The sequence below is a fragment of the Streptomyces sp. NPDC050548 genome, assembly GCF_044457385.1.
In the GTDB taxonomy this organism is placed as follows: domain Bacteria; phylum Actinomycetota; class Actinomycetes; order Streptomycetales; family Streptomycetaceae; genus Streptomyces.
Map to the genome: position 1 here is coordinate 221,645 of NZ_JBITGV010000016.1, position 22,194 is coordinate 243,838.

Genomic DNA, 22,194 nt, shown 5'->3' on the forward strand with positions numbered 1-22,194 from the left:
GCCATGACCGGGAAGCGACATTGAACAAGACCGGAACGACGCGCGATACGCAGCGCCACGGACCCGACGCGGGTCTCGGCTCGGCGCGAGCCCTGGCCCGCCTCGCCCTGCTGTGCATCGCGGGAGCAGTGGCGGCAGTGGTGGCCGGCACCGATCATTGGTTCATTCTGCTGCTCGGCCTGGCGGGCCTCGGACTGGCCGGCGCCGGCCTGTGGTGGGCGTTGGCGCACCGCGGATTCGCCCGGCTCCTCGGCGCCCTGCTGGCGATCGGCGCACCCGTCGGCGTCCTGGTGGCGTACGCCGTGTCGGGCCTGTGGGTGGTCGCGGTGGTCGCCCTCGCGGCATGGACGGCCGCGCTCGGCTGCGCGCGCAGCGCCCTGCGCCGTCTGCGCAAGCCCCACGGCATGCACACCCGCACGGTCCGCCCGCCCCGCCGGGCCGTGCTGATCATGAATCCGAAGTCCGGTGGCGGGAAGGTCGGGCGGTACGGACTCGTCGAGCGGGCCGAGGCACTGGGCGCGCGCGTGATCCTGCTCGACCCCGACACGGACCCGGATCCGGTGGCACTGGCCCGGCAGGCCGTCGCCGAGGGAGCGGACCTGCTCGGTGTGGCCGGCGGCGACGGCACGCAGGCCCTGGTGGCGGGAGTGGCCGCCGAACACGGTCTGCCGTTCATGGTCGTGACGGCCGGCACCCGCAACCACTTTGCCATGGACCTCGGTCTCGACCGGGACGACCCGGTGCGCAGCCTGGAGGCGCTCTCGGACGGTGTGGAACTCCGCGTCGACCTCGGAGACATCTCCGGGCGGCCGTTCGTCAACACCGCCTCGTTCGGCACGTACGCGCACATCGTGCAGAATCCCGACTACCGCGACGCCAAAGCGGTCACCGCGCTCGACCAGCTGCCGGACCTGCTGGCGGGCGAGGCGGGCGCCGAACTCAGTGCCCGGACCGACGAAGAGCGGTTGGAGGCCCCGCAGGCGGTGCTGGTCAGCAACAACCCCTACGCACGCGCCGACCCCCTGACCGGCGGCCGCAGGGAACGGCTCGACACGGGCACGTTGGGCGTGATCGCGGTCCGGGTGGAGGGCGCGGTGCAAGCCGCCGAACTGGCGCTGCTGGGGGAGCGGGCCAGCGGCATCACGACCCTGACGTCCCGCAGCGTCCTCGTGGAGTCCGACGAGGAGACCATCCCGGTGGCCGTGGACGGCGAGGCACTCGTCCTGCCTCCGCCCGTCGTGTGCACGATACGGCCCGGCGTGCTGCGCGTCCGCGTGCCGCGCGAACGCCCCGGGGCACCGTACGTCGCACCGACCGTCGACTGGTACCGCGTCGTGCGTCTCGCCTTCGACCTGTCGCCCCACGCACGCGAGAGCCACGACCGAGCGACCTCCCGCGACAACAACCAGGAGCAGAGCGATGATTGACCGTCGGACTCGGCAACGACGAGTACCGCAGGGCCTGTTGCGCGACCTCGCTGGCCTCGACCAGGCGCTCTACGAAGCAGTGACGGTCACCAGCACACCGGCACTGGACTCGGCACTGCGCCGATTGTCCGCGGCGGCCGACCACTCCAAGATCTCCCTCCTGATCGCCGCCACCCTGGCGCTGCGCCCGGGCCGCTCCCGCCGCGCCGCGGTGCTCGGCGTGGCGGCGATCGGCGTCGCGTCCACCACGGCCAATCTGCTCGGCAAGCGTCTTGTACGGCGGCCACGCCCGCACCGTGCCGAGGACTCGCCGTTCCCCGGTCGGCACGTCCCCATGCCGGCGTCCGCCTCGTTCCCCTCCGGCCACACCGCTTCCGCCGTGGCCTTCGCGGCGGCGGTCGGGCCCGCGTTCCCGGCCGTCTCGGTCCCTCTCGGCCTGCTGGCCTGTGCCGTGGGCTACTCGCGCGTCCACACCGGGGTGCACTACCCGGGCGACGTCGTCGCCGGCGCCGTACTCGGAACGGGCGCGGCTGCCGCCGTCCTCGCGGCGGCCGCACACTGGGACGGCTCGGGCGGCGGCAGCGCCGGGCGGCTGACCTGCAGCCACTAGGCCCGAGGATCGAGTTCAGCCGGGTCGGCGTTTTCCGCCACTGGATCCAACGGGCAGCGGCCTCGTAGGTGGTGTCCGGGGCGCTGTTGAACGCGATCGCCGCAGCGGGTGCGTGCCGCCGAATCAGGTTGATGATCAGCTCAAGGAGTTCGACCTGGTCGTCCGAGTGCCGCAGACGGTGACGCACTCCCATGGATGAGCGCGCAGCGCACTCCCGACGACCACTTCAACCTCGTCACTCACATCGATGCCGATCAGGCAGGTTTCCACGCCCACGCCGTGTTCGGACGATACGCGTCGGTCGTCACCGACATGCGTGCCGTCCTGCCGCCCGGGAATGCACGGCGGGGCAAGGTGGTTGGAAGGACCGTGGGAGTGGAGGGGACAGTGTCCCCGGGCCTCACCTATTGCCTGCGGGGACGATCGTCCGGCTGAAGCCCCGCAGAGCGCATCGCCGCGTAGGCGACCGCCCTCCATTCCCGCAACGCGCAGACGCGGCCCCGAGTGCTTCGATCGCCTCGGGGCCGCGGTGTGCCCTTTCCTCTCCCCCTTCCGCGACGGACTGACTTCTCCAACTGGCCGTCGGTGCAAGGGCGTAGCGTCCGCCAGTTCGTGCCGCAGGGGTTGACGGGCGTATTGGTCTAGGCCTTAATGGCTTCAGCTTGTTCACATGAACGGAAACTGTCCATGAACATGAACAGGCGTGGTTTCCTCTACCCCCCACCAGCGCACCGGGTGCGCCGCGTCTTGGAGGACTCATGCGTCGAAAGAGCAGCTACACACTGGCCGTTGCAGTGACCGCCGGCGCGGCGGTGGCAGCCGTCGTCGCCCCCTCGGCATCCGCCGCCCCGACCGCGGCGAACCCCGGGCCGGGCTTCCCCGCCCGGTACTCGGCACCGTATGCCGAGACCTGGAACTCCCCGTCCGCCCTCGCCAACGCACGCAACGCCACCGGCCAGAAGTACTTCACCCTCGCCTTCGTCATCGCCGGAAGCGGCTGCAACGCGACCTTCAACGGCGACACCTCCATCACCGACGCCTCCTGGACCGCCGCCATCAACTCCACGAGGGCGGCCGGCGGCGACGTCATCGCCTCCTTCGGCGGCGCCTCCGGCACCGAACTGGGCGTCGCCTGTACCTCGGTGTCGACCCTCAAGGCCCAGTACAAGCGGGTCATCGACAGCCTCGACCTCACCCGCGTCGACCTCGACATCGAGGGCTCGACCCTCAACAACACGGCTGCCAACGACCGGCGCAACAAGGCCCTGGCGCAGTTGCAGAGCGAGTACGCGACAGCGGGTCGCCGGCTCGACGTCCAGTACACCCTCCCGGTCAACCCGACCGGCCTGGAACAGAACTCCATCAACCTGCTGAACAACGCCAAGAGCAACGCCCTGACGGTCAATCTGGTCAACATCATGACCATGGACTACGGCCCGGCCATGGACATGGGCAAGGCGGCCACCGACGCGGCGACCGCCCTGCACGACCAACTGGGCCGGATCTGGACGACCAAGAGTTCCGCACAGCTCTGGGCCATGGAGGGGAACACCCCCATGATCGGCGTGAACGACAGCACAGCCGAGGTGTTCACCACCGCCAACGCCACCACGCTCGCCAACTTCGCCGCGAGCAAGGGCATCCAGGAACTGTCCTTCTGGTCGCTGGGCCGGGACAAGGCCTGCGCCACCAATGGCCGGCTGTCCGACACCTGCAGCGGCACGTCGCAGAGCGCATACCAGTTCACCCGCACGCTCCGCTGACCCGGCCCGGGCGGCCCCTGGGGGCGCAGGAGACCTCGGGGGCTCAGCCCCCGTAGGTCGCGAACAGTTTGGAGAACTGATACGGGGTCTGCGGGATGTTCGTGCACTGGCTCAGGGCGCCGGTGCAGGCGTTCCCGTCGCGGGTGACGTCCCAGAAGCCCAGCTCACCCAGGTGGTTCTGCTTGGCGTAGGTGAGCACCTGCTGTGCGTCGGCGGCGGTGAACACCTCGCTGGCGGTGTCGTTCTGACCGAGCATCGGGGTGAGGCCGACCATCGCCCAGGTCTCGGCGGTGGTGAGGTTGGGCCACACCGCGGCGATCTGGGCGCGGGTCGAGGTCGCGGCCTGGATGGCGTACGTGCCCATCTTCCCGGACGGGCTGGGCGCGGCGCTGTCGCCGTAGTCCATGGCCATCAGGTTGACGGTGTCGACGTTCAGGTTGTGCGACTTGGCGGAGTTGAGGATGTATACGCCGTCGGCGGTGAGACCGCTGGGCAGGACCGGGAGCGTGAGGGTGACCCTGAGGTCGCGGCCCTTGGCACGCTGTGCGGCCTGGACGGCGGCCACGGCCGTCGAGCGCCGGTCGATCGAGGTGTGGTCGACCGCCGCTGCGCCCTCGATGTCGAAGTCCACGCGGTCCAGGGCGTAGGCGTCCACGACCTTCTGGTACTGCGCCTGGAGCGCGGTCGTGCTGGTGCAGGCGAGGGCCAGTTCGGTGCCCGACGCGCCGCCGAAGGACGGCCGTACGTCACCGCCCATCGCGCGCAGGGAGTCGAAGTCCGCCCGGTCCCAGGCCGCGCCCGGGTCGAAGGAGTTGAACCAGCTCGCGTTGCAGCCGGTCGACCCGGCGGTGATGAAGCCGAGCGAGAACTGCCGCAGCCCGGTGTTCGTGGCGATCTGTGTGAGGTTCGGTGTCGGGTAGGCCCCGAGGTCGACAAAGGGGGCCGCCACGCCGGGAGTTGTGCCGCTGCCCGCGGTCGCGGTGAGCGTCGCGGAGTGCGCCGACTGGTTGTTGGAGTCGTCGAGGGCGGTTACCGAGAAGCTGTGGCTGCTGCCGGGGAGCAGGCCGATCACCGTGAAGGTGGTGCCGGTGCCGGAGGTGGTGGCGATGACGTCGCTGCCCTCGTAGACCCGGTAGCCGACCACGCCGACGTTGTCGGTCGAGGCGTTCCAGCCCAGCGTGACGCTGCCGGGGCCGGTGGCCCGGACGGCGAGGCCGGTGGGGGTCGAGGGTGCGGAGGTGTCGGCGGGGACGCCGGCGCAGGGGCCGTTGTTGATCAGACAGGCGCTCGGCGGGACGACCGAGCCGGTGTAGCTGAAGTCCATGCCGACGACGGGCGCGGTGTCGCCGGGGGCGAGCGGGGCCTCCCAGGTGGGGGAGGTGATGGTGTACTGCGTCCCGCTGTGGGTGACCGTGCCGTTCCACGAACTGGTGACGGCCTCGGTGGCGGGCAGGGTGAAGGTGATGGTCCATGAACTGACCGTGTGGGTGGACTTGTTGGTGACCGTGTAGCCACCCTCGAATCCGGCACCCCAGGTGGAGGTGATGCCGAAGGAGGCGATCAGACCGGTGTTGTCGGCCGCGTGGGCGGCCGGGGCGGCGGTCGTGGCCAGGCCGCCGACCATCAGGGCGGCGGTCAATGCGGCGCGCAGCGACGCACGTCTCATGCGGTTGCTCCTCCGTGGGGGCGAGGCCGCGCACGGCGTCGCGCCGGTGCGCGGATTGTGGTGCCCTGCATGCCCGTCGCACGGTGGAGGGGTGCGGGTGGGGAGGAGCCGTGCGACGTGATCAGGGCGGAGTGAGGCAGGGGAAATCCGTCGAACGGCGAGTCGTGAAGTTAATCGGAAGCTTTCCTTACATCTGCCCGCGGTACGAAGCGTGGCCGTCCGCGTCGGCCTGCGTCAAGAGATCTGGGAAAAATTCATCTAGACCAATTCCGGCCTCGGGGGCGCGAGTTGCCGAGGGCCGTCACCGCAGTCCGCCGTAGGCGGCCATGATCATCTCCATGCCGCGGCTGTCCTCCTGCTGCTCCCGGTCGAGCATCTGGTTCATCACGTAGGCCACCGTCATCCGTGCATCAGGGTCGCTCGCGACGAGCGAGCCGCCCCATCCGCCCCAACCGAACATGGTGCCGAACTTGCCGAAGCCCACGGTCCAGGACATCGAGGTCCGCAGCACCCGGTCCTCGCCGCGGAACACCTCCTGCCACGCGGGCTCGCAGCCCTGGGCCGACAGCAGCCGTACGCCCCCGGCGGAACCCCGGTTCGCCAGCACCGACTGGACGAGGGCGACGGAGCGAGCGTTGCCGAAGCCGTTCACCGCGGGGATCTGCGCACGGCGCCAGGCGACGGAGTTGGCGTCCCTGACCCGGATGGCGACACCGTCGTACTCCCGACGTGTGCCGTCCGGTCCGGTCGGTGCGTCGGCGGTGTACTCGTCGGTCAGCGACGGCGGCGGGACGAGCGGTGCGACGCGGCGGTCGTCGGCGGCGGAGAGCCCGATGTGGAAGTCCGCGCCCAGCGGCTTGGCCACTTCCTCCGCGAAGAAATCGCCGAGGGAGCGGCCGGTGACACGGCGGACGATCTCACCGATCAGGAACCCGAAGGTGAGCCCGTGGTACCCGGCGGCGGTTCCCGGTTCCCACTCGGGGGTCTGCGCGGCCAGCCCTGCCGTCACGCTCTGCCAGTCGTAGAGGTCCTCGACCGTCGTCGGCCCGGACAGGTCCGGCAGCCCCGCGGTATGGGACAGCACGTGGCGTACCAGCAGACGCTCCTTGCCCGCCGCGGCGAACTCGGGCCAGTAGGCGGCGACCGGCGCGGACAGATCGAGCAGGCCCTGATCGGCCAGGATCAGCGCGCACAAGGCGGTCATGTTCTTGGTCGTCGAGTTCACGCCCGTGAGGGTGTCGCGCTCCCAGCCGACGGTACGGTCCGCGTCGGCGTACCCGCCCCACAGGTCGACCACCGGTTCGCCGTCGAGGTAGACGGCGACCGAGGCGCCCACATCGTCCTTGCCGAGCGAGGCCGCGAGGGCCGCCTCGACTGCGGCGAACCGCGGTTCGCACATCCCCTTAACATCAGTCATGTGCGCCAGCCTCAGGCAACGCCGGGGCCACCCGCCCGACAATTCCCGCACGGCTTCTGTCGGGCGGGGCGCGAAGAAACCACCTACACCTGAAAACGGCCCGGCTGTAGCGGCAGGAAGAGGTACGGACACACGTGCTGGAGCGGCTGAATCAGGCGCTGGACCACCTGGAGGCCTGCCTCGACCGGGAGGTCGACGTGGCCGAGGCGGCCCGGATCGCCGCGGTGTCGGAGTACCACTTCCGACGGTTGTTCTCCGCCCTCGCCGGGATGCCGCTCCCGGTCTACGTGCGGCGCCGCAGGATGACCCTCGCAGCGGCCGAGGTGCTGGCCGGGGAACGCACGCTGCTCGATGTCGCGGTGCGCTACGGCTACGGCTCGGGTGAGGCGTTCGCCCGAGCGTTCCGCTCGGTGCACGGCATCGGTCCGGGCGAGGCCCGGCGCACGGACGCACTGCTCACGGCGCAGCCGCGCATGTCCTTCCGCGTCGTCGTCGAAGGGAGTACGACGATGCGCTACCGGATCGTGGAGAAGGAGGCGTTCCGGATCGTCGGCAGGAAGGCGCGGGTCCCGCTGGTCCACGAGGGGGCCAACGCGGCCGCCGCGGCGCACCTGGAGAGCCTGGACGAGCGGGCGATCGTACGGATGAAGGAGCTGTCCGACCGGGAACCCGAGGGGATCATGTCGGCAGCGGTGTATCTGACCGACAGCCGGGAGGAGGGGGCCGAAGCGGACTACTGGATCGGCGTGGCCACCGGCCCCGAGTCGGGCACCGAGGAACTCGACGCCCTCGACGTGCCCGCCGGGATCTGGGCGGTGTTCGACAACGACGGGCCCTATCCGAGCGCGCTCCAGGCACTGTGGCGGGACGTGTTCACACAGTGGTTCCCCTCGAACCCGTACACGAGCCGGCCAGGTCCTGAACTCCTGCGGACGCAGCCGGTGGAGATCGGCGCAGAGACCCACTCCCAGCTGTGGATCCCGGTCGAGCGGAGCAGCGGCAACACCGGCGCGTGAGCATGGGGCTGCCGACGGGCGGGGGTGCTCCAACTCGGCTTGACCTCACGACTGGGCGAGCGGTGCCCGGAGCGCTCGTAGACTCTTCCTGCCCCCAGGGGCGCATCGGGCAACGGCGGCCGAGGCGACAGGTTACAGAAACAGGGCGAACCGGACGCATCACGGTCCTGCCCTCTTCCCCCCGCATCCGCACGCACACCGCAGCCCGTGAAAGGTACTCGCGCCCCATGCCACTGGCCCTGCTGGCCCTTGCCCTCGTCGCGTTCGGAATCGGTACGACCGAGTTCGCCACCATGGGGCTGCTGCCCCAGATCGCCGACGGCGTCGGCGTGTCCGTGCCGCACGCCGGCAACCTCGTCTCCGCCTACGCGCTCGGTGTCGTCGTCGGGGCGCCGATCCTGACCGGCATCGGCGCGCGCATCGCCCACAAACGCCTCCTGCTCCTGCTCTCCGCGATGTTCGTGATCGGGAACGTCGCCTCCGCTCTCGCTCCGAACTTCGGCCTGCTGTTCGCCGCACGGTTCCTGGCGGGTCTGCCCCACGGAGCACTGTTCGGCGTGGGCGCCGTCGTGGCCTCCCGACTGGTTGCCCCCGAACGGGCCGGGCGGGCCGTGTCGAGGATGTTCCTCGGGCTCACCATCGCCAACATCGTCGGCGTCCCGGCCGGCACCGCCCTCGGCCAGCACCTCGGCTGGCGGTACGCCTACTGCGGCGTCGCCGTCATCGGCCTGCTCGCGCTGGCCGCGCTGGCCGCATTCGTCCCTCATCAGCCCCGCGGCAACCAGTCCGGCATCCGGTACGAACTGCGAGCGATGGCCAACCGGCAGGTCGCTCTCGGCCTGGCCACCGCCGTCGTGGGATTCGGCGGCTTCTTCGCCGTCTACAGCTATCTGGTGCCGATCCTGACCCACGTGACCGGCCTCGCCGACTCCTCCACCACCTGGGTCCTCGCCCTCTACGGCATCGGAATGACGCTGGGCACCCTGATCGCGGGTCCGCTCAGCGACCGGGCCCTGCGCCCGACGTTGTACGGGGGTCTCCTCCTGCTCGGCTCGACGCTCGTGGCGTTCTACTTCACCGCGCACAGCACCGTCCCCGCCCTGGTGACCCTCGTGTTCATGGGCGCGATGGGCGCCCTGGTCACCACCCCGGTCCAGATGCTGCTCATGGCCAAGGCGAGGAACGCCCCGACGATGGCCGCGGCCTCCAACCACTCCGCCTTCAACCTGGCCAACGCCGGCGGCGCCTGGCTGGGCGGCCTGGCCATCTCCGCAGGCTGGGGCTGGGCCTCACCGGCCCTGGTCGGAGCGACGCTCGCCGCGGCAGGTCTCGGCCTCGCCCTCCTCGCGGGCCTCACGGACCGTGACACCGGCAGCTCCGCGCTGATCACTTCTTCTTCGACCCCGACCTCGTCGGGGGCGGTACGGGACGCGGACCCTCAGTACGCCCAGACGCGGTCGGCGTAGTCGAGGAGGGTGCGGCCGAGGATCTTCTCGATGCGTCCGGAGCGGTAACCGCGCTTCTCCATGAGGTGGATCAGGTGGCGGAACTGGTCCGGCTGCCACCTTGCTGCCGAAGCAGTAGGGCCCTCCCAGAGGGGTGTGCGAACGGCTCCGGGAGAGACGGTGTTGATGCGTACTCGTTTTTTAGGGTCGAATTCCTCGGCCAGGGTCTTCCCCAGTGCGGCGAGGGACGCCTTGGCTGCACTGTGGGCGACCGGACACCGGCCACTGGAGTCCACCGGGTGTCGTCGGTGTCGAGGAAGCCGACGGGCCGTACGTCGTCCCCGGCTCCGACGTTGTTCACCAGCAGATCGATGCCGCCCAGTTCCGGTGCCCGTATCGATGTTGATCCAGTCGTCCAGATTCAGCAGATCTGCGCGGCGCAGGTCGGTCAGCAGGGCGGTGTGCGAGTGTAGCGAGACGTCGGCCTTGGTCCAGTCCCGCAGCCGACGCCAGGACGTCGCCGCGGAACAGCCCGCAGTCTCCGCGGGGGGCATCGCGCCAGGCGACGCCGGTCCGCAGCACGTACCTGACGCCGGCGGGTGCCGCTCGGTCGGGAACACGCAGCCGCCCGGGGTGGGGGCTGGGCCGTTCGGGAGCGGGCGGCAACAGCGGGGTCACCCGCTTCCGCAGGTCGTCAGGGACAAGATCAGCACGTATCTCGGACACTCTGTCGACCGAGATCGCCGAGCACGAGACCAGCAGCTCGACTCATGCTGAATGATCAGTGGAACAGGCCCTGGATGGCGGAGGGTCACCCCGTGACGTGGAACTCGTTCCCGCCGGCGTCGAGGAACTCGCCGGATTCCCAGTCGGGTTGGGTGACCTCCAACCGAAGCCTGTTCCGCGCCTCTTTCGGCGCCGCGGGCGGCCCCATCACCAACGAGACCGTACTGGCGGACCTCCGGCGCAGCCGGACACCCCAGTCGTGGGATTCGACCGCGTGCCAGTCCGCCTGGGACTGCCAGAAGGCCCACTGCGCGTAGCGATCCTCCTCCGCGACGTCCAGGCAGACCGCGACGAGGCCGGAGTCGGCAAGCACGCCGGGGTGACCGGGACGCAGCACGCAGAACTCGTTGCCCTCCGGATCGGCCAGCACGTCCCACGGGACGTCTCCCTGGCCGATGTCGACCCGCGCCGCACCGAGTGCGAGCAAGCGCGCCACCTCGGCCTCCCAGTCCGGCCCTCCGGCCAGGTCGAGGTGGAGTCGGTTCTTGCGCACTGTCTTCGGCTTCGCGGTCGGCACGAACCGCAGTTGCAGGCCACCCGACCGGCCTCGCGTCGCCTTGGACCAGAAGCGGTCCATACGCCCGACATCCAGCGCGTCGATCACGATCCCAGTCAGCATCCCATTCCCCCGAGCCCTGAAGCTGTCGCCTGTTCATTGTGGCCGCGCTGTCGGTGTCAGCGCTGGGCCCCCGGTCGGGAGCGCGCATCCCGGACACCCTGCCGACCAAGATCGCCGAGCGCAAGACCAGCAGCTCGACTCATTCTGAAATGATCAGTAAGGCGACTTCTTCCGGTCCCACCGAGGCGATGGCAGAGGGCCCGGAATCGACGGGTTCCAGTGAGCACAGGCCAGGGCCGCGTCCCGATGCCCGGAAGTCGCGGGTTCAGCGTCAGTGCGGGGAGTCGGGCAGCGCGGTGAGCAACTGTTTGTCCGTCACCACGGCCAGCGACAGAGTGCGATAGCCGACCGACGTGAACAGGATGGTGATCTTGCCGTCGCCCCCGCTCATGACCTCGCCCTGGCCCCACTGGTCATGGTGCACGCGAACGCCCGGCGGGTAGGCGTGCTCGTCCACGGTGGGGCGTGGCGCCGTCCTCGCCGCCCGGACGGCACCTGCGGAGGCGCCCGCGCGCGCACCGGCCCGTGGCCACCGGCGCAGCCGTCCGGCGGGCTTGTAGGGATGTCCGGCGTCCCTGGACCGCCCACGCTTCAGCCCGCTCACAGGATTGACCACCGCTCTCGTGCAGTTGTCGCATGCCGTGCACGGGACGGGGACGGAGTCGCCGAAGTATCCGAGGAGGAACCGCCGTCGGCAGTCGGTCGTCTCGGCGTACCCGCGCATCATGTCGACCCGGGACTGTTCGAGCTTGAGGTGCGTGGCGTGGACGGCGAGCGCGCTCCGGACAGCGGCGTCGACGTCGTCCTCCGCGGAGGCGCCGAGCGCGCCGGTGAAGCGGCTGCCGTCCCGTCCGGTACGGACGGCGCCGACTTCCTCCAGCAGGTTCAGCACGGCGGACAGTGTCGTCGCACTGAGTTCGCAGTCGTCTCGGAGCCCGGTTGCGCTCACGGCGCCTGCGTCGGCGCGCAGGCGCCCGGCGACGCGGCGCAGTGCGTCTGCGTCGGGGGCGCCGGAGGCGAAGAAGCGTTGCAGACCCAGGTCCTGCGGGCGGTAGGCGAGGATCGCCCTGGCCGGTGCGCCGTCGCGGCCGGCCCGGCCGATCTCCTGGTAGTAGGCGTCGAGAGAGCCGGGGACGGACGCGTGCAGCACGAACCGTACGTTCGCTTTGTCGATGCCCATCCCGAACGCCGAGGTCGCCACCACCACGTCGAGTTCACCGGAGCTGAACCGGTCCTGGGTCTGGCGGCGTTCGGTGGGGGAGAGGCCCGCGTGGTAGCCGGCGGCGGACAGCCCGAGGCCGCTCAACTGCTCCGCGTAGCTGTCCGCTGCCTTCCGCGTCCCCGCGTACAGGATCCCCGGCTTCTCCTCTACGACCGCCCGCTCCACGACGAACCGCTCCTTGGCGGCTGCGTCCTGAAAGGCCGACACGTCCAGGTGGATGTTGGGACGGTCGAAGCCGGCCACGATCTCCACCGGGTCGTTCATGCCGAGACGTTCGGCGATGTCGCGTCGTACCGGGGCCGCCGCGTTCGCGGTCAGGGCGAGCACCGGCGGATTGCCGAGCCGTTCGCGCGCGTGGCGCAGCCGCAGGTAGTCCGGCCGGAAGTCGTGGCCCCAGGACGACACGCAGTGTGCCTCGTCCACCACCAGCAGTCGGGGACGGACGGCGGCGAGCCGGTCTGTGACGTCCGGCTTGGCGAGCTGCTCAGGAGCGAGGAAGATCACGTCGACCGAGGAGGAACTGATGCGGGCCCATGCCGTCTCGTTGTCGCTCCGGCGCTGCGCGGAGTTGATGGCGGCGGTGCGCAGCGCGCCCGATCCGAGCAGACTCTGCATCTGGTCCCGCTGAAGCGCGATCAGCGGCGAGACGACCACGACCGGACCGCCGAGCAGGACTGCAGGGACCTGGTACACGGCGGACTTGCCCGCGCCGGTCGGCATGACGGCGAGTACGTCACGCCCCTTCATCACGGCCTTCATCGCGGTCAGTTGGGCCGGACGCAACTGCTGCCAGCCGAAGACCCGACGCGCGGTGCCGCGCAGACGCCGGGACGTGAGTGTGAGCATCGTTCTCCTTGAAGCGTGGGCGTCCAACCGCTGGGTGTCTGGCGGCTACCCCGGTTCGCCGGAATATCGCCTCGCGCGATTCGGTCGCCCTTGGCAAGATCACCGCGGTATGCCCGCAGCGCCCGGTATCCGACCGCAGATGCGATGTGGATCCGTGGGCGTTGCTTCTCCGAAACGGCTTCCCGGTACCGCCCTTTGAGGCACCGTCAGCCCGCTGGGGCTCGAAAGAAAGCCCTTGGCCGGCGGGAACGACGAGCTGCCGCTGGAGTGCTCATGGGTGATGAGTGGTCATCCGCGAGCAGGCAGCACCATGTCCGACGGATCCAGGCCGAGATGATGGTGGAGCCTGGCGCGCAGTGCCGCGGCATCCGGGTGATCAAGTTCCTCGAAGAGCGCCGGGGACAGGGTCCAGGCTTCGTGGGCGGCTTCGGGATTCCGGGGCGCGTGGTGGGTGCCGCCGAGGTGGGCGAGGATGTCCGCCTCGTAGTAGCGGTTTCCGATGTCGTGGAAGGGCGCCAGGGTTCTTTCGTAGCAGGTGGCAGCCTTGCTGTGTTCGCCGAGGTGGTGGTAGGCGTATCCGATGGTGTCCCAGGTGTGAGCCTCTCCGGAGGCGTGGCCGGTCTCTTTCACCGGGGTCAGCGCCTGCTCGCAGTAACTGATGGCATGCCGATTCTCGCCCATCTCCGCGTGGTCCCAGCCGACGTTGTTCAGTGCCAGTGCCTCCCAGGCACGGTCTCCGGCGGCGCGGAATCCCTGCACGGCCTGCCGTGAGTGTTCCAGTCCCTCGGTGTGGCGACCCTGTTGGGCCGAGATTTTGCCCAGTGCGAGAAGGGTGTGCGCTGTGCCTGACGGCCCACCGGGTTGCCGATAGACCGGCACCTCACCTTCAGGCACTCCGCCTCCCCGCCCGCCCGTGTGCACCTCGGCGCAGGGGGCCTGTTCGTGCTCGGCTACGTGGTCACGTCTGCGGCGGTGCTGTGGTTGAAGCGGCTCGACACCGGCGCCTCGCCGGCCGCGGTCCATACCACGGCCTCCCAGCCGACCGTCGGTTCCCCACGAACAGTCACGAGACGGCCGGTGCCGCCGAGTTGCCCGCTCGCGACGACGCCACGGCCGACGCCGTGCGCCACGACGGCTACGCCTCTTCGTCCTCCTGCCGACGGACGACGGATCTGTTCCCGTTGCCGGCGCTTCGTGCTGTGCGGACCGCCGATTGCCGACGTGCTCCTGACATGGTGCCTGGTGAAGTGTCAGGATGCTGATGACAAGGGGCATTTGGGGGATTCATGCGGCAGCGCTCGTTGCTTCCTGTGCAGATTGTCGTGCTGGTCTCGGCGACCCTGTTGGAGGTCCTGGCCAATTTCGCCGCGAACGCTGCGCAGTCGCCGGTCGTCAGGCTGATCAGCCGGATCGCGCCACTGGCGGTGGTGGTCCTGATCTGCGTGGTGATCGCCGGGCAGGTGGTTGTCCAGAAGCGCTCGAACCCCGCTGCTCCGCGACCCGCCTGGGACAGCGACCGCACCCCCTACCCGGGACTGGCCGCCTTCGACCGTGGCGACGCGGCGGTGTTCTTCGGCAGGGAGGACGAGATCGCGGGGATCATCCGGCGGTTGCACCTGTCCGCGCAGCAGCCCGAAGAGCGGTTCGTCTGTCTGACCGGTACCTCGGGCAGCGGCAAGAGCTCGCTGGTGCATGCGGGCGTGCTGCCCCGGCTGTTGGAGTCCCGGTGGCGGCTGCTGCCCGTGATCGTGCCCGGCGCCGACCCTCTGCGGCATCTGGAGGAGGCGCTGGCGGCCAGGCCCCGCGGCGTGGCCGCGGTCAGATCCGGGCGCACCCTGCTGGTCGTCGACCAGCTGGAGGAACTGGTGACCGCCTCGCCACCGGAGCGGCGTGAGCGCTTCCTGGGCGGGCTGGCCGAGGCGCTGCGGGAGGACCGTCGGCTGTGGGTGATGGCCACCCTGCGGGTGGAATTCCTGCCGGAGTTCCTCGCCTCGGCACAGCAGGAGCTGTTCACCGCTCCCACCGCCCTCGGCGCGATGAGCACCGCCGAGCTGGTGGCCGCCGTGGAGCAGCCCGCCCGGCTGGCCGGTGGCGCGTTCGAGCCGGGACTGGTCGCGCGGATCGTGGAGGACACCGGCACCGCCGACGCGCTGCCGCTCCTTGCCTACCTGCTGCGGGAGCTCTACCTCTCGGTCGGCGACTCCAAGATCGCCACCAAGGAGAGCTACCTGGCCCTCGGCGGCGTCACCGGCGCCCTCGCCCGTCAGGCCGACGAGGTCTTCGCCACCGTCGTCGAAGAGCACGGCGCGGACACCGTGCTGACCGCGCTGCTGCTTCTGGTGGGGATGGAGGCGGGCGAACCGGTCAAACGCCGGGTGCCGACGGCGGAACTCTCGCCCACCGAGCGGGAGATCCTGCGGCCCTTCGACGCGGCCCGGCTGCTGGTGGTCACCAGAGTCGACGACGTGCCCGCGGTCCAGGTCGCCCACGAGGCGCTGTTCCGGCAGTGGCCGCCGCTGCAGCAGCAGGTGACGGTCCGGGCCGAACTGCTCAAGAGCCGCAGCGAGTTGGAACGCTGGGCCGCTGACTGGCAGGCCTCGGGACGCAGCCCCGACTACCTGCTCACCGGGGAGCGGCTGGCGGTGGCCGGGCGCTGGCTGGCCGGTCTGGAGACCGCGGACGGCGCGACGGTGGCGGTGCGGGAACTGGTCGTGGCCTCGCGCAGCCGGGACCGGGACTTCCTGCTGCGGGTCTCGGAGTCGATCGGCCAGTACGTCCTGGCCAACGCCGAGCGCGAACCGGAGTTCGGCACCCTGCTGGCCGCGACCGTCCTCACCGAGTGCCCGCCCACCTCTACGGCGGTGCGCGCGCTGATGACCGCGCTGGCCCACAACCACACCCGGGCCGTGCTGATTGGTCACCGGGCCGGGGTGCGCGCGATGTCCTGGTCCCCGGACGGCGCCTGTCTGGCGACCGGCTCGCTCGACGGCACCGTACGTCTGTGGGACGCGGCCACCGGAGCGGCGGGCGCGGTCCTGGAAGGGCACGGCGACGGCATCGTCGCGGTGCACTGGTCGCCGGACGCGCGGCTGCTGGCCACCGGGTCGCGGGACCGTACGGCCCGGGTCTGGGACCCGCTCACCGGACGGACCGTCGCCGTGCTCGACGCGGCCACCGACACCGTGCGGGACGTCGCCTTCTCGCCCGACGGCGAGCTGCTGGCGACCTGTTCCAGGGACCGGCGCATCCGGGTCTTCGCCACCGCCGGGTGGGCGCAGGTCGCCGAACCGGCCGGGCACAGCGACGAGATATACCAGCTGGCCTGGTCCCCGGACGGGACGCGGCTGCTCTCCGCCGCCTACGACCGCAGCTACATCCTATGGCTGCGGGAGAACTGGCGGCCGCAGCGGGTCGGGGACCGGCCCTCGGGTCATGCCACGCCGTTCGGCTGGACCGTGGACGGGGCCTTCCTGGTCTCCGGCGAGCAGTGGATCAAGGTGATCGACGCCGCCACCGGCCAGGTCCGGCAGGTCTTTCCCGAGCGCAGCGAACTGATCGTCAGCCTGCGCTGCTCACCGGCCGGCGACAGCTTCGCGCTGTCCTCACGCGGGCCCGAGGTGAGAATCCGTACGCTCGACCACGGCGACGTGCGGGCCAGACTCTGCGGTCACGCCACCCGGGTGGAGACAGTGGCCTGGTCCCCGACCGGAGAGCAACTGGCGGCCGGAGCGGAGGACGGCGCCGCCCGGATCTGGTCGGTCGACGTCCCCGGAGCGGAGCTGTACGCCACGGCCCGGCATCCGGGCCTGGTCACCGGCCTCGACCTGAGCCCGGACGGGGAGTTGATCGCCTCCGGGGCCGCAGACGGTGTGGTGCGGATCTGGAGCGCGCACGACGGCAGCCCGGTGGCCGCCCTCGCCGGGCACGGCACCTCTGTCAACGACCTGCGCTGGCACCCGCACGGCGGGGCGCTGGCGAGCTGCGCGGACGACGACACGGTCCGGATCTGGAGGCCCGCCGCCGATGGAACATGGGCCGGAGCGGAAGCGGGGACGGAGACCGTCCTCACCACCGAGGAGACCGTCGAGGCACTGGCCTGGTCACCGGACGGCGGACGGCTGGCCCTCGGCCGGCGGGACCAGCGGGCCACCGTGCTCGACGCCGGGACCGGGCAGGTGCTCGGCCGGTACGGCGAGCACTCCCAATGGGTCTGCGCCGTGGCCTGGTCACCCCGCGCCGATCTGCTGGCGACCGGCTCGGACGACCATACGGCGCAGCTGTGGGACGTCGCCTCGACCACCCTGCGGCACCGGCTGGTCGGGCATCAGAGCTGGGTCGACGCGGTCACGTTCGCTCCGGACGGCGCCCGGCTGGCGACCAGCTCGGCCGATCTCACGGTACGGCTGTGGGACACCGCCACCGGGGAGCAGGCCGCCGAGCTGCGCGGCCACGAGGCACGCATCCGCGCGGTCGCCTTCGCCCCCGACGGACGGCTGCTGGCCACGGCCTCCGACGACCGCACGGTGCGGCTGTGGGACGCACGCACCGGGCAGGAGCATCGAGTGATCGGCATCCACCGGGACCGGGTTCAGCGGCTGGCCTGGTTCCCCGACGGCCGCCGGGTGGCCACCGCCTCCGAGGACGGGACCGTGCGCGTCTGGGGTGCCGGGGGAGACCTCGACGCTCTGCTGGCGACCGCGAGGGAACGTATCTTCCGCACACTCACGCCGAACGAGCGCCGGACCCATCTGCTCCCCGAGTAGCCGGCCTGTGCCGCCTCGACGGGCATCGGCCTCCACGCCGTCGAGGCTGCCTCATCCTGGTGCGAAGTGGTCGATGCTCGGAGTCCTTCGGGGGTTGATCAGGCGGCGAGAGGGGTGGATTCTTTTTGGCGATCGCGTGCGTGCCGGTCGAGCCCGGCCGGCGGATCGTCCAGGTCGGAGAGGGTGCACCTCCACCGGAACGGCTGTGCTGTGACGTTGTGGCGGTCTTCGAATGCTCGGAGTCTGTCCCGGACCTCGGCGAGGTCTGTGACGTCGTGGGGTGGGACGGCCTTGCGCCGGACGATCGGGAAGAAGATCTCGGTTTGGTTGGTCCACGAGGCGTGGACGGGGGTGTGGACCATGACGGCGTTGGGAAATGCGCCGGCCAGACGGTCGACAGCCCGCTCGCTCCGGTGGGACGAACTGTCGTCGACGATCCAGAAGACGTGCTTGGCGCCGGCGTGGGGCTCGGCGGTCATGGCCTGTTCGACCACGGCCGCGAACGGCACGATTCCGGTGGTCGACTCGTAGCGGCCGAAGACCGTCGCGTGGTGGACGTCGTAGGAGGCCAGGCAGGCCGGCGCGCCGCCGCGACCGTACTCGTGGTTGACACGCATGGCTCGGGCCCGGCCCGGTGCCAGGGCCGGGTGGCAGCGGCAGTGGGCCTGGATCGAGGTCTTCTCGTCGTTGGAGACGACATATTCGTCCTCGCTGAGCGGGATGCCTTCGAAGGTGCGGGCGTACAGGTCGAGGATCCGTTGGGCCTTGGCGCGGAAGTCCGGGTCGCGAATGAATATCCAGGACCGGTACCGCCAGGGCTTGATCGCGTTCTCGCGCGGCCGGCGGCGCACCGTGGACGCGGAGACGCTGTCGGTGATCCCGCGCGGTCGGTTCGGCGGCCGGCTCCGGACACGACCAGCGCGACAGCGGCATACCGGTCTCGGCGGGGCACTGGCGGAGCCAGTGCCTTGGCCTCGGTGACCTGCGCGGGGGCGAACCGGGCGGGGGGCGCTGAGCGCTTGCGGTCGGCCAGGGCCGGCGGCCCGCCCGCGGCGAATCGGCCGAGGCCTCAGGTGACAGGAGGGACGGCTGCCTGGCGGGTCTGCTGGATCAGCACGGTGGTGGCTCTCTCCAGGAGTTCGCGCAGTGCGGCATGCTCGGAAGGCGTGAACGCGTCCGCGAGTGCGCGCTCAAGGACGACCACCTCCTGGTAGGCGCGGTCCAGGAGTGCCCGGCCCTCGTCCGTGAGGGTGGCGATCTGCACCTTGGCGTGGACGGGGGACGTCTCGCGGCGGATGTGCCCCTTGGTCTCCATGTTGGTGAGCACGCTGCTCATGCTCTGCTGGGTCACCCCGCAGGAGCGGGCCAGTTGAGCGCCGGACATGCCGCCCTCGCGCGCGAGGGCCAGCAGCACGGTGTACTGCGTCATGGTCAGCCCGTAGGCCCGCAACACCGCCTCGTGGTGCGCCATCAGCGCCTGCTCGGAGCGCCTGATCCGGACACAGAGGTCGTCCTCGACCGGAGCCTCCATCATGTACTCCCACTCCATTAACAGGTTCATGGATTGACTCAGGAACCTTACATACCTACAGTCCTTGACTGACGACTGTAAGGATACTGAGTCAGCGCAAGGGGCTGTAATGAAAGCTGTCCTTTTCGACGCCGAGAACCACTACCGCGTCACCGACCTGCACGAACCCGAGCCGGGCCCCGGCCAGGTGGCGATCCGCGTCGCCTACGCCGGGATCCAGTGGGGCGACACCATGGTCCGCGACGGCCACTTCCCCGTACCGCGTCCCTTCGTACCCGGCTTCGAGGCATCCGGGCACATCGTCGCGGTCGGCGACGGCGTCGATGCGAGCCGCATCGGCGAGCCCGTCGCCGCACTGACCTCCGCGGGCGCCTACGCCGAGGTGGCCCTGGCACCCGCCGCGCTCACGCTGAACATCGGTGACCTGTCACTACGGACGGCGGCAGGCCTCGGCTGGGGCGCACCGACCGCCTACGACCTGATCAACACCGTCTCGCGGGTACGACCCGGCGAGAGCGTCCTGGTCCACGCCGCCGCCGGTTCGGTCGGCACCCTGGCCGCCCAGTTCTCCCGCCTGGCCGGCGCCGGCCGGGTCGTCGGAGTGGCGGGCAGCAGCGCCAGGGCCGACTACGCCGCCCAGTTCGGCTACGACCAGGTCCTGCTGCGCGAGGAGTTCCAGGACAAGCCCGGCGACGAGAAGTTCGACGTGATCCTCGACCCGGTCGGCGGCGCGACCCGGCGGTACGGCCTGGAACAACTCGCGCCGCACGGCCGACTGGTGGCGTACGGCAACCTCAGCACCTACGAACCCGTCCTGGCCGACGTCAACGACCTCCTCATGCAGGGCACATCCCTCATGACCTACAACAGCAACCTGCTCAGCCGAACCCACCCGCAGCAGCTCGCCGACAGCGCCCGCCGCGCACTCGACCTCGTCGCGGACGCTCAGGTGCGCGTGGACATCACCGCCGAATACGACCTGCCCGACCTGGCCGTCGCCGTACAACGGCTCACCGACGGCTCCACCCACGGCAAGAGCATCCTCCGGGTCTCCTGACAACACACACAAAGCGCCGATCGCGACGTGGCTCCCCTCACTCATCCCATCAGGAAGGGACCACGCCCAACGCGGGGAGTGATCCCCTGTGACCCTCCATCAGTACGGGTCTGCTGCACGATCGGGTGACATCTTGACCTGCCCCACATCTCGGGTTCCAGTTCTGGTGGCTAACTGACAGTCCTTCACGGAAGGCCGGCAAGCAGGCCAAGCAGACGGCGGTGGAGCTCGGCATCCATCCCGTCACGTTGTCGAAGTGGTTGCGGCAGGACGACATCGACAACGGGCGGCGACCGGGAACGCCGTCGAGCGAGTCTGCTGAGCTGCGGGCCGCTCGCCCCGGCTGTGCAGATGGATGCGGGGCATCGTCTCGGAGAAGGAGCCGGGGTCGACGGGGTCGGTGATCGAATTCTTGGGGATCCTCTGTTGGAGCGTGCCCGGCAGGTCGATGCCCAGCACCAGGATCGGCACCAGCGCCCGGTGCCGGCTGAGTCGCTGCGTAAGGAGCTTCGGATCGGTGCGGACCGGTCGAGGCAGTTGGTGGCTCTGCTGCGTGCTAACCGTAATGGCAGTGTTCGCGGTTGAAAGCAGACCAAGTTCCCGCAGGACAACTTGGGGCCGTCTCCTTCGGACTGGACAGGGTCAGCTGAGCGCCGTCGCCCAGGATGGTTCAGCCGCCCAGGTTGCCCTTGCGGATCTCCGTGCTGGGGGCTGCGTTCGTAAGAGTCGTGAGGACGAGGTTCCCCCGGGCAGAGTGCGAGCCGGTTTGAAGGCGGACTCGATCGGGCCCGTTACCGGCCTTGACGGACTACGGCGAACTCCCGGCGGCCCTTGACGTCAGGTCCGGGCCGGTCGGCTCACGTTCGGTGTCGGACATGTCCTCGACCGCGCGGCCGAGCCTGCGGGTCCCCTCGGTGATCTCCTCGGGGGTATGGGTCGGGAAGGACAGCCGCAGGGTCGCGTGGTCGGGAGGTCCGGAGAAGAAGGGCGCTCCCGGAACGAAGACGACCCCCCCTCTCGGTCGCGTGACGCAGCAGGTCCGTAGCGTCGTGTCCATCGGGGAGCCGGGCCCAGACGAACATTCCACCGGCGGGGCGTACCCACTCACTGCCGACGGGCAGGGCCTGTGCCAGCCCCGTGAGCAGCGACTCACAGCGTTCCCGGTAGCTGGAGCGCACGCGTGCGAGGTGGCAGTCGACGTCGGCCGAATCCAGGTACGCGGCGGCCGCCGCCTGATCGATGGTGGAGGAGTGGACGTCCATGGCCCCTTTGACCGTGACGCATGCCTGGCGTACCGCGGCAGGGGCCCTGAGCCAGCCCAGCCGTAGCCCCGGTGCCATGGTCTTGGACAGGCTGCCGAGCAGCACCGTGCGGTCGTGGCACTCCGGCATCGACGCGACCCAGGGCTCCGACCGGCCCGCGAGGCGCAGTTCGCCGTAGGGATCGTCCTCGGCGATCCAGAAGCCGTGCCGTTCCGCGCAGACCGCCACCTCCCGGCGGCGTTCGACGGGCATGCTGCGCGCCGTCGGATTGTGGAATTCCGGTATGAGATACAGCAGCTTGGGCCGATGGCGGGCAACGGCCTCTTCCAGTGCCTCAGGGATCACGCCCTCGCGATCGCAGGGCACGGGAATCACCTCGGCATCCGCGTAGGCGAAGCACTGCAGCGCGAGCAGATAGGTGGGTTCCTCGACGAGGACCGCGTCACCCGGAACGAGCAGCGCACCACTGAGCAACGCCAGAGCCTGCTGTGCCCCCGTGGTGATGACCAGCTGGTCCTGGGTGGTCTCCAGCCCCCGCGTGCTCAGCCGGGGCGCGATCGCCTCACGAAGCCGAGGATCGCCTTCGGTGGTCGAATACTGCAGGACCTGGCGGGGGGACCGCAGCGCGCGGCTGTATGCGGCTGTGATGCCTTCCGAGTCGAACAACTCGCTGGCGGGCATGCCCCCGGCGAAGGAGATCACGTCCGCGCGGGCGTTGTGGCCCAGTATGTCGCGGAGGGAGGAGGCCAGTCCGTCCATCGCCG

15 protein-coding genes and 3 pseudogenes are annotated in these 22,194 nt (G+C 70.3%); 8 read left to right on the plus strand and 10 right to left on the minus strand.

What is annotated here, in order from left to right:
- Positions 1 to 20 precede the first annotated feature (20 nt).
- The 3 genes from ACIBJH_RS36210 to ACIBJH_RS36220 all read left to right on the plus strand — a co-directional run bounded on the left by ACIBJH_RS36210 (position 21) and on the right by ACIBJH_RS36220 (position 3,800).
- The gene (locus tag ACIBJH_RS36210) at positions 21 to 1,427 is read left to right on the plus strand and encodes a diacylglycerol/lipid kinase family protein (RefSeq protein ID WP_399121190.1); all 1,407 of its coding nucleotides are present in this window, start codon (positions 21 to 23) and stop codon (positions 1,425 to 1,427) included.
- Positions 1,420 to 2,037 carry a phosphatase PAP2 family protein gene (locus ACIBJH_RS36215; protein ID WP_399121191.1) on the plus strand — a complete coding sequence of 206 codons (618 nt, stop codon included), beginning with the start codon at positions 1,420 to 1,422 and terminating at the stop codon, positions 2,035 to 2,037. Before ACIBJH_RS36210 ends, ACIBJH_RS36215 begins: the two co-directional genes overlap by 8 nt.
- Before the next feature lie 758 nt (positions 2,038 to 2,795).
- A complete protein-coding gene (locus ACIBJH_RS36220) occupies positions 2,796 to 3,800 on the plus strand; it encodes a chitinase (RefSeq protein WP_399121192.1) in 1,005 nt (334 codons plus the stop codon).
- A gap of 43 nt (positions 3,801 to 3,843) precedes the next feature.
- On the opposite strand, the gene ACIBJH_RS36225 is transcribed toward ACIBJH_RS36220, so the two are convergent.
- Complete coding sequence (locus ACIBJH_RS36225) at positions 3,844 to 5,466, minus strand: cellulose binding domain-containing protein (RefSeq protein WP_399121193.1); 1,623 nt, start codon at positions 5,464 to 5,466, stop codon at positions 3,844 to 3,846.
- A gap of 301 nt (positions 5,467 to 5,767) precedes the next feature.
- Positions 5,768 to 6,883, minus strand: coding sequence for a serine hydrolase domain-containing protein (locus ACIBJH_RS36230; RefSeq protein WP_399121194.1), 1,116 nt, complete (start codon positions 6,881 to 6,883; stop codon positions 5,768 to 5,770).
- Between the two features lie 134 nt (positions 6,884 to 7,017).
- On the opposite strand from ACIBJH_RS36230, the gene ACIBJH_RS36235 reads away from it, so the two are divergent.
- Together ACIBJH_RS36235 and ACIBJH_RS36240 are read left to right on the plus strand one after the other, a co-directional pair.
- Positions 7,018 to 7,899: a GyrI-like domain-containing protein gene (locus ACIBJH_RS36235; protein WP_399121195.1), complete on the plus strand. Its 882-nt coding sequence runs from the start codon at positions 7,018 to 7,020 to the stop codon at positions 7,897 to 7,899.
- Between the two features lie 227 nt (positions 7,900 to 8,126).
- Positions 8,127 to 9,365 (plus strand): MFS transporter, encoded by a 1,239-nt coding sequence (locus tag ACIBJH_RS36240; protein ID WP_399121196.1) that lies wholly within the window; start codon positions 8,127 to 8,129, stop codon positions 9,363 to 9,365.
- On the opposite strand, the gene ACIBJH_RS36245 is transcribed toward ACIBJH_RS36240, so the two are convergent.
- The 5 genes and pseudogenes from ACIBJH_RS36245 to ACIBJH_RS36265 form a co-directional block, all read right to left on the minus strand.
- Positions 9,338 to 9,640 carry an SDR family oxidoreductase gene (locus tag ACIBJH_RS36245; RefSeq protein ID WP_399121197.1) on the minus strand — a complete coding sequence of 101 codons (303 nt, stop codon included), beginning with the start codon at positions 9,638 to 9,640 and terminating at the stop codon, positions 9,338 to 9,340. The two genes, ACIBJH_RS36240 and ACIBJH_RS36245, sit on opposite strands and share 28 nt — an antisense overlap.
- Before the next feature lie 114 nt (positions 9,641 to 9,754).
- Positions 9,755 to 10,106: pseudogene (locus tag ACIBJH_RS36250) on the minus strand (transposase); the annotation flags it as partial.
- A 49-nt stretch (positions 10,107 to 10,155) separates the two neighbouring features.
- The gene (locus ACIBJH_RS36255) at positions 10,156 to 10,749 is read right to left on the minus strand and encodes a VOC family protein (RefSeq protein ID WP_399121198.1); all 594 of its coding nucleotides are present in this window, start codon (positions 10,747 to 10,749) and stop codon (positions 10,156 to 10,158) included.
- A gap of 271 nt (positions 10,750 to 11,020) precedes the next feature.
- A complete protein-coding gene (locus tag ACIBJH_RS36260; protein ID WP_399121199.1) occupies positions 11,021 to 12,817 on the minus strand; it encodes a RecQ family ATP-dependent DNA helicase in 1,797 nt (598 codons plus the stop codon).
- A gap of 288 nt (positions 12,818 to 13,105) precedes the next feature.
- On the minus strand, positions 13,106 to 13,711 hold the full coding sequence (locus ACIBJH_RS36265; RefSeq protein WP_399121200.1) for a tetratricopeptide repeat protein: 606 nt from the start codon (positions 13,709 to 13,711) through the stop codon (positions 13,106 to 13,108).
- Between the two features lie 392 nt (positions 13,712 to 14,103).
- Here ACIBJH_RS36265 and ACIBJH_RS36270 point away from each other — a divergent pair, with 392 nt between their 5' ends.
- Positions 14,104 to 17,580 carry an NACHT and WD repeat domain-containing protein gene (locus ACIBJH_RS36270; RefSeq protein WP_399121201.1) on the plus strand — a complete coding sequence of 1,159 codons (3,477 nt, stop codon included), beginning with the start codon at positions 14,104 to 14,106 and terminating at the stop codon, positions 17,578 to 17,580.
- 98 nt (positions 17,581 to 17,678) lie between these two features.
- Here the strand turns inward: ACIBJH_RS36270 and ACIBJH_RS36275 are convergent, their stop codons facing one another.
- Positions 17,679 to 18,431: a transposase gene (locus tag ACIBJH_RS36275; RefSeq protein WP_399121202.1), complete on the minus strand. Its 753-nt coding sequence runs from the start codon at positions 18,429 to 18,431 to the stop codon at positions 17,679 to 17,681.
- Between the two features lie 218 nt (positions 18,432 to 18,649).
- Positions 18,650 to 19,114, minus strand: coding sequence for a MarR family winged helix-turn-helix transcriptional regulator (locus ACIBJH_RS36280; RefSeq protein WP_399121203.1), 465 nt, complete (start codon positions 19,112 to 19,114; stop codon positions 18,650 to 18,652).
- A 106-nt stretch (positions 19,115 to 19,220) separates the two neighbouring features.
- On the opposite strand from ACIBJH_RS36280, the gene ACIBJH_RS36285 reads away from it, so the two are divergent.
- Both ACIBJH_RS36285 and ACIBJH_RS36290 read left to right on the plus strand, forming a co-directional pair.
- A complete protein-coding gene (locus ACIBJH_RS36285) occupies positions 19,221 to 20,168 on the plus strand; it encodes a zinc-binding alcohol dehydrogenase family protein (RefSeq protein WP_399121204.1) in 948 nt (315 codons plus the stop codon).
- Between the two features lie 191 nt (positions 20,169 to 20,359).
- A pseudogene (locus ACIBJH_RS36290) lies at positions 20,360 to 20,506 on the plus strand (IS3 family transposase); the annotation flags it as partial.
- A gap of 470 nt (positions 20,507 to 20,976) precedes the next feature.
- Here ACIBJH_RS36290 and ACIBJH_RS36295 read toward each other — a convergent pair.
- Positions 20,977 to 22,189, minus strand: a pseudogene (locus ACIBJH_RS36295) (PLP-dependent aminotransferase family protein).
- Positions 22,190 to 22,194: the final 5 nt, after the last annotated feature.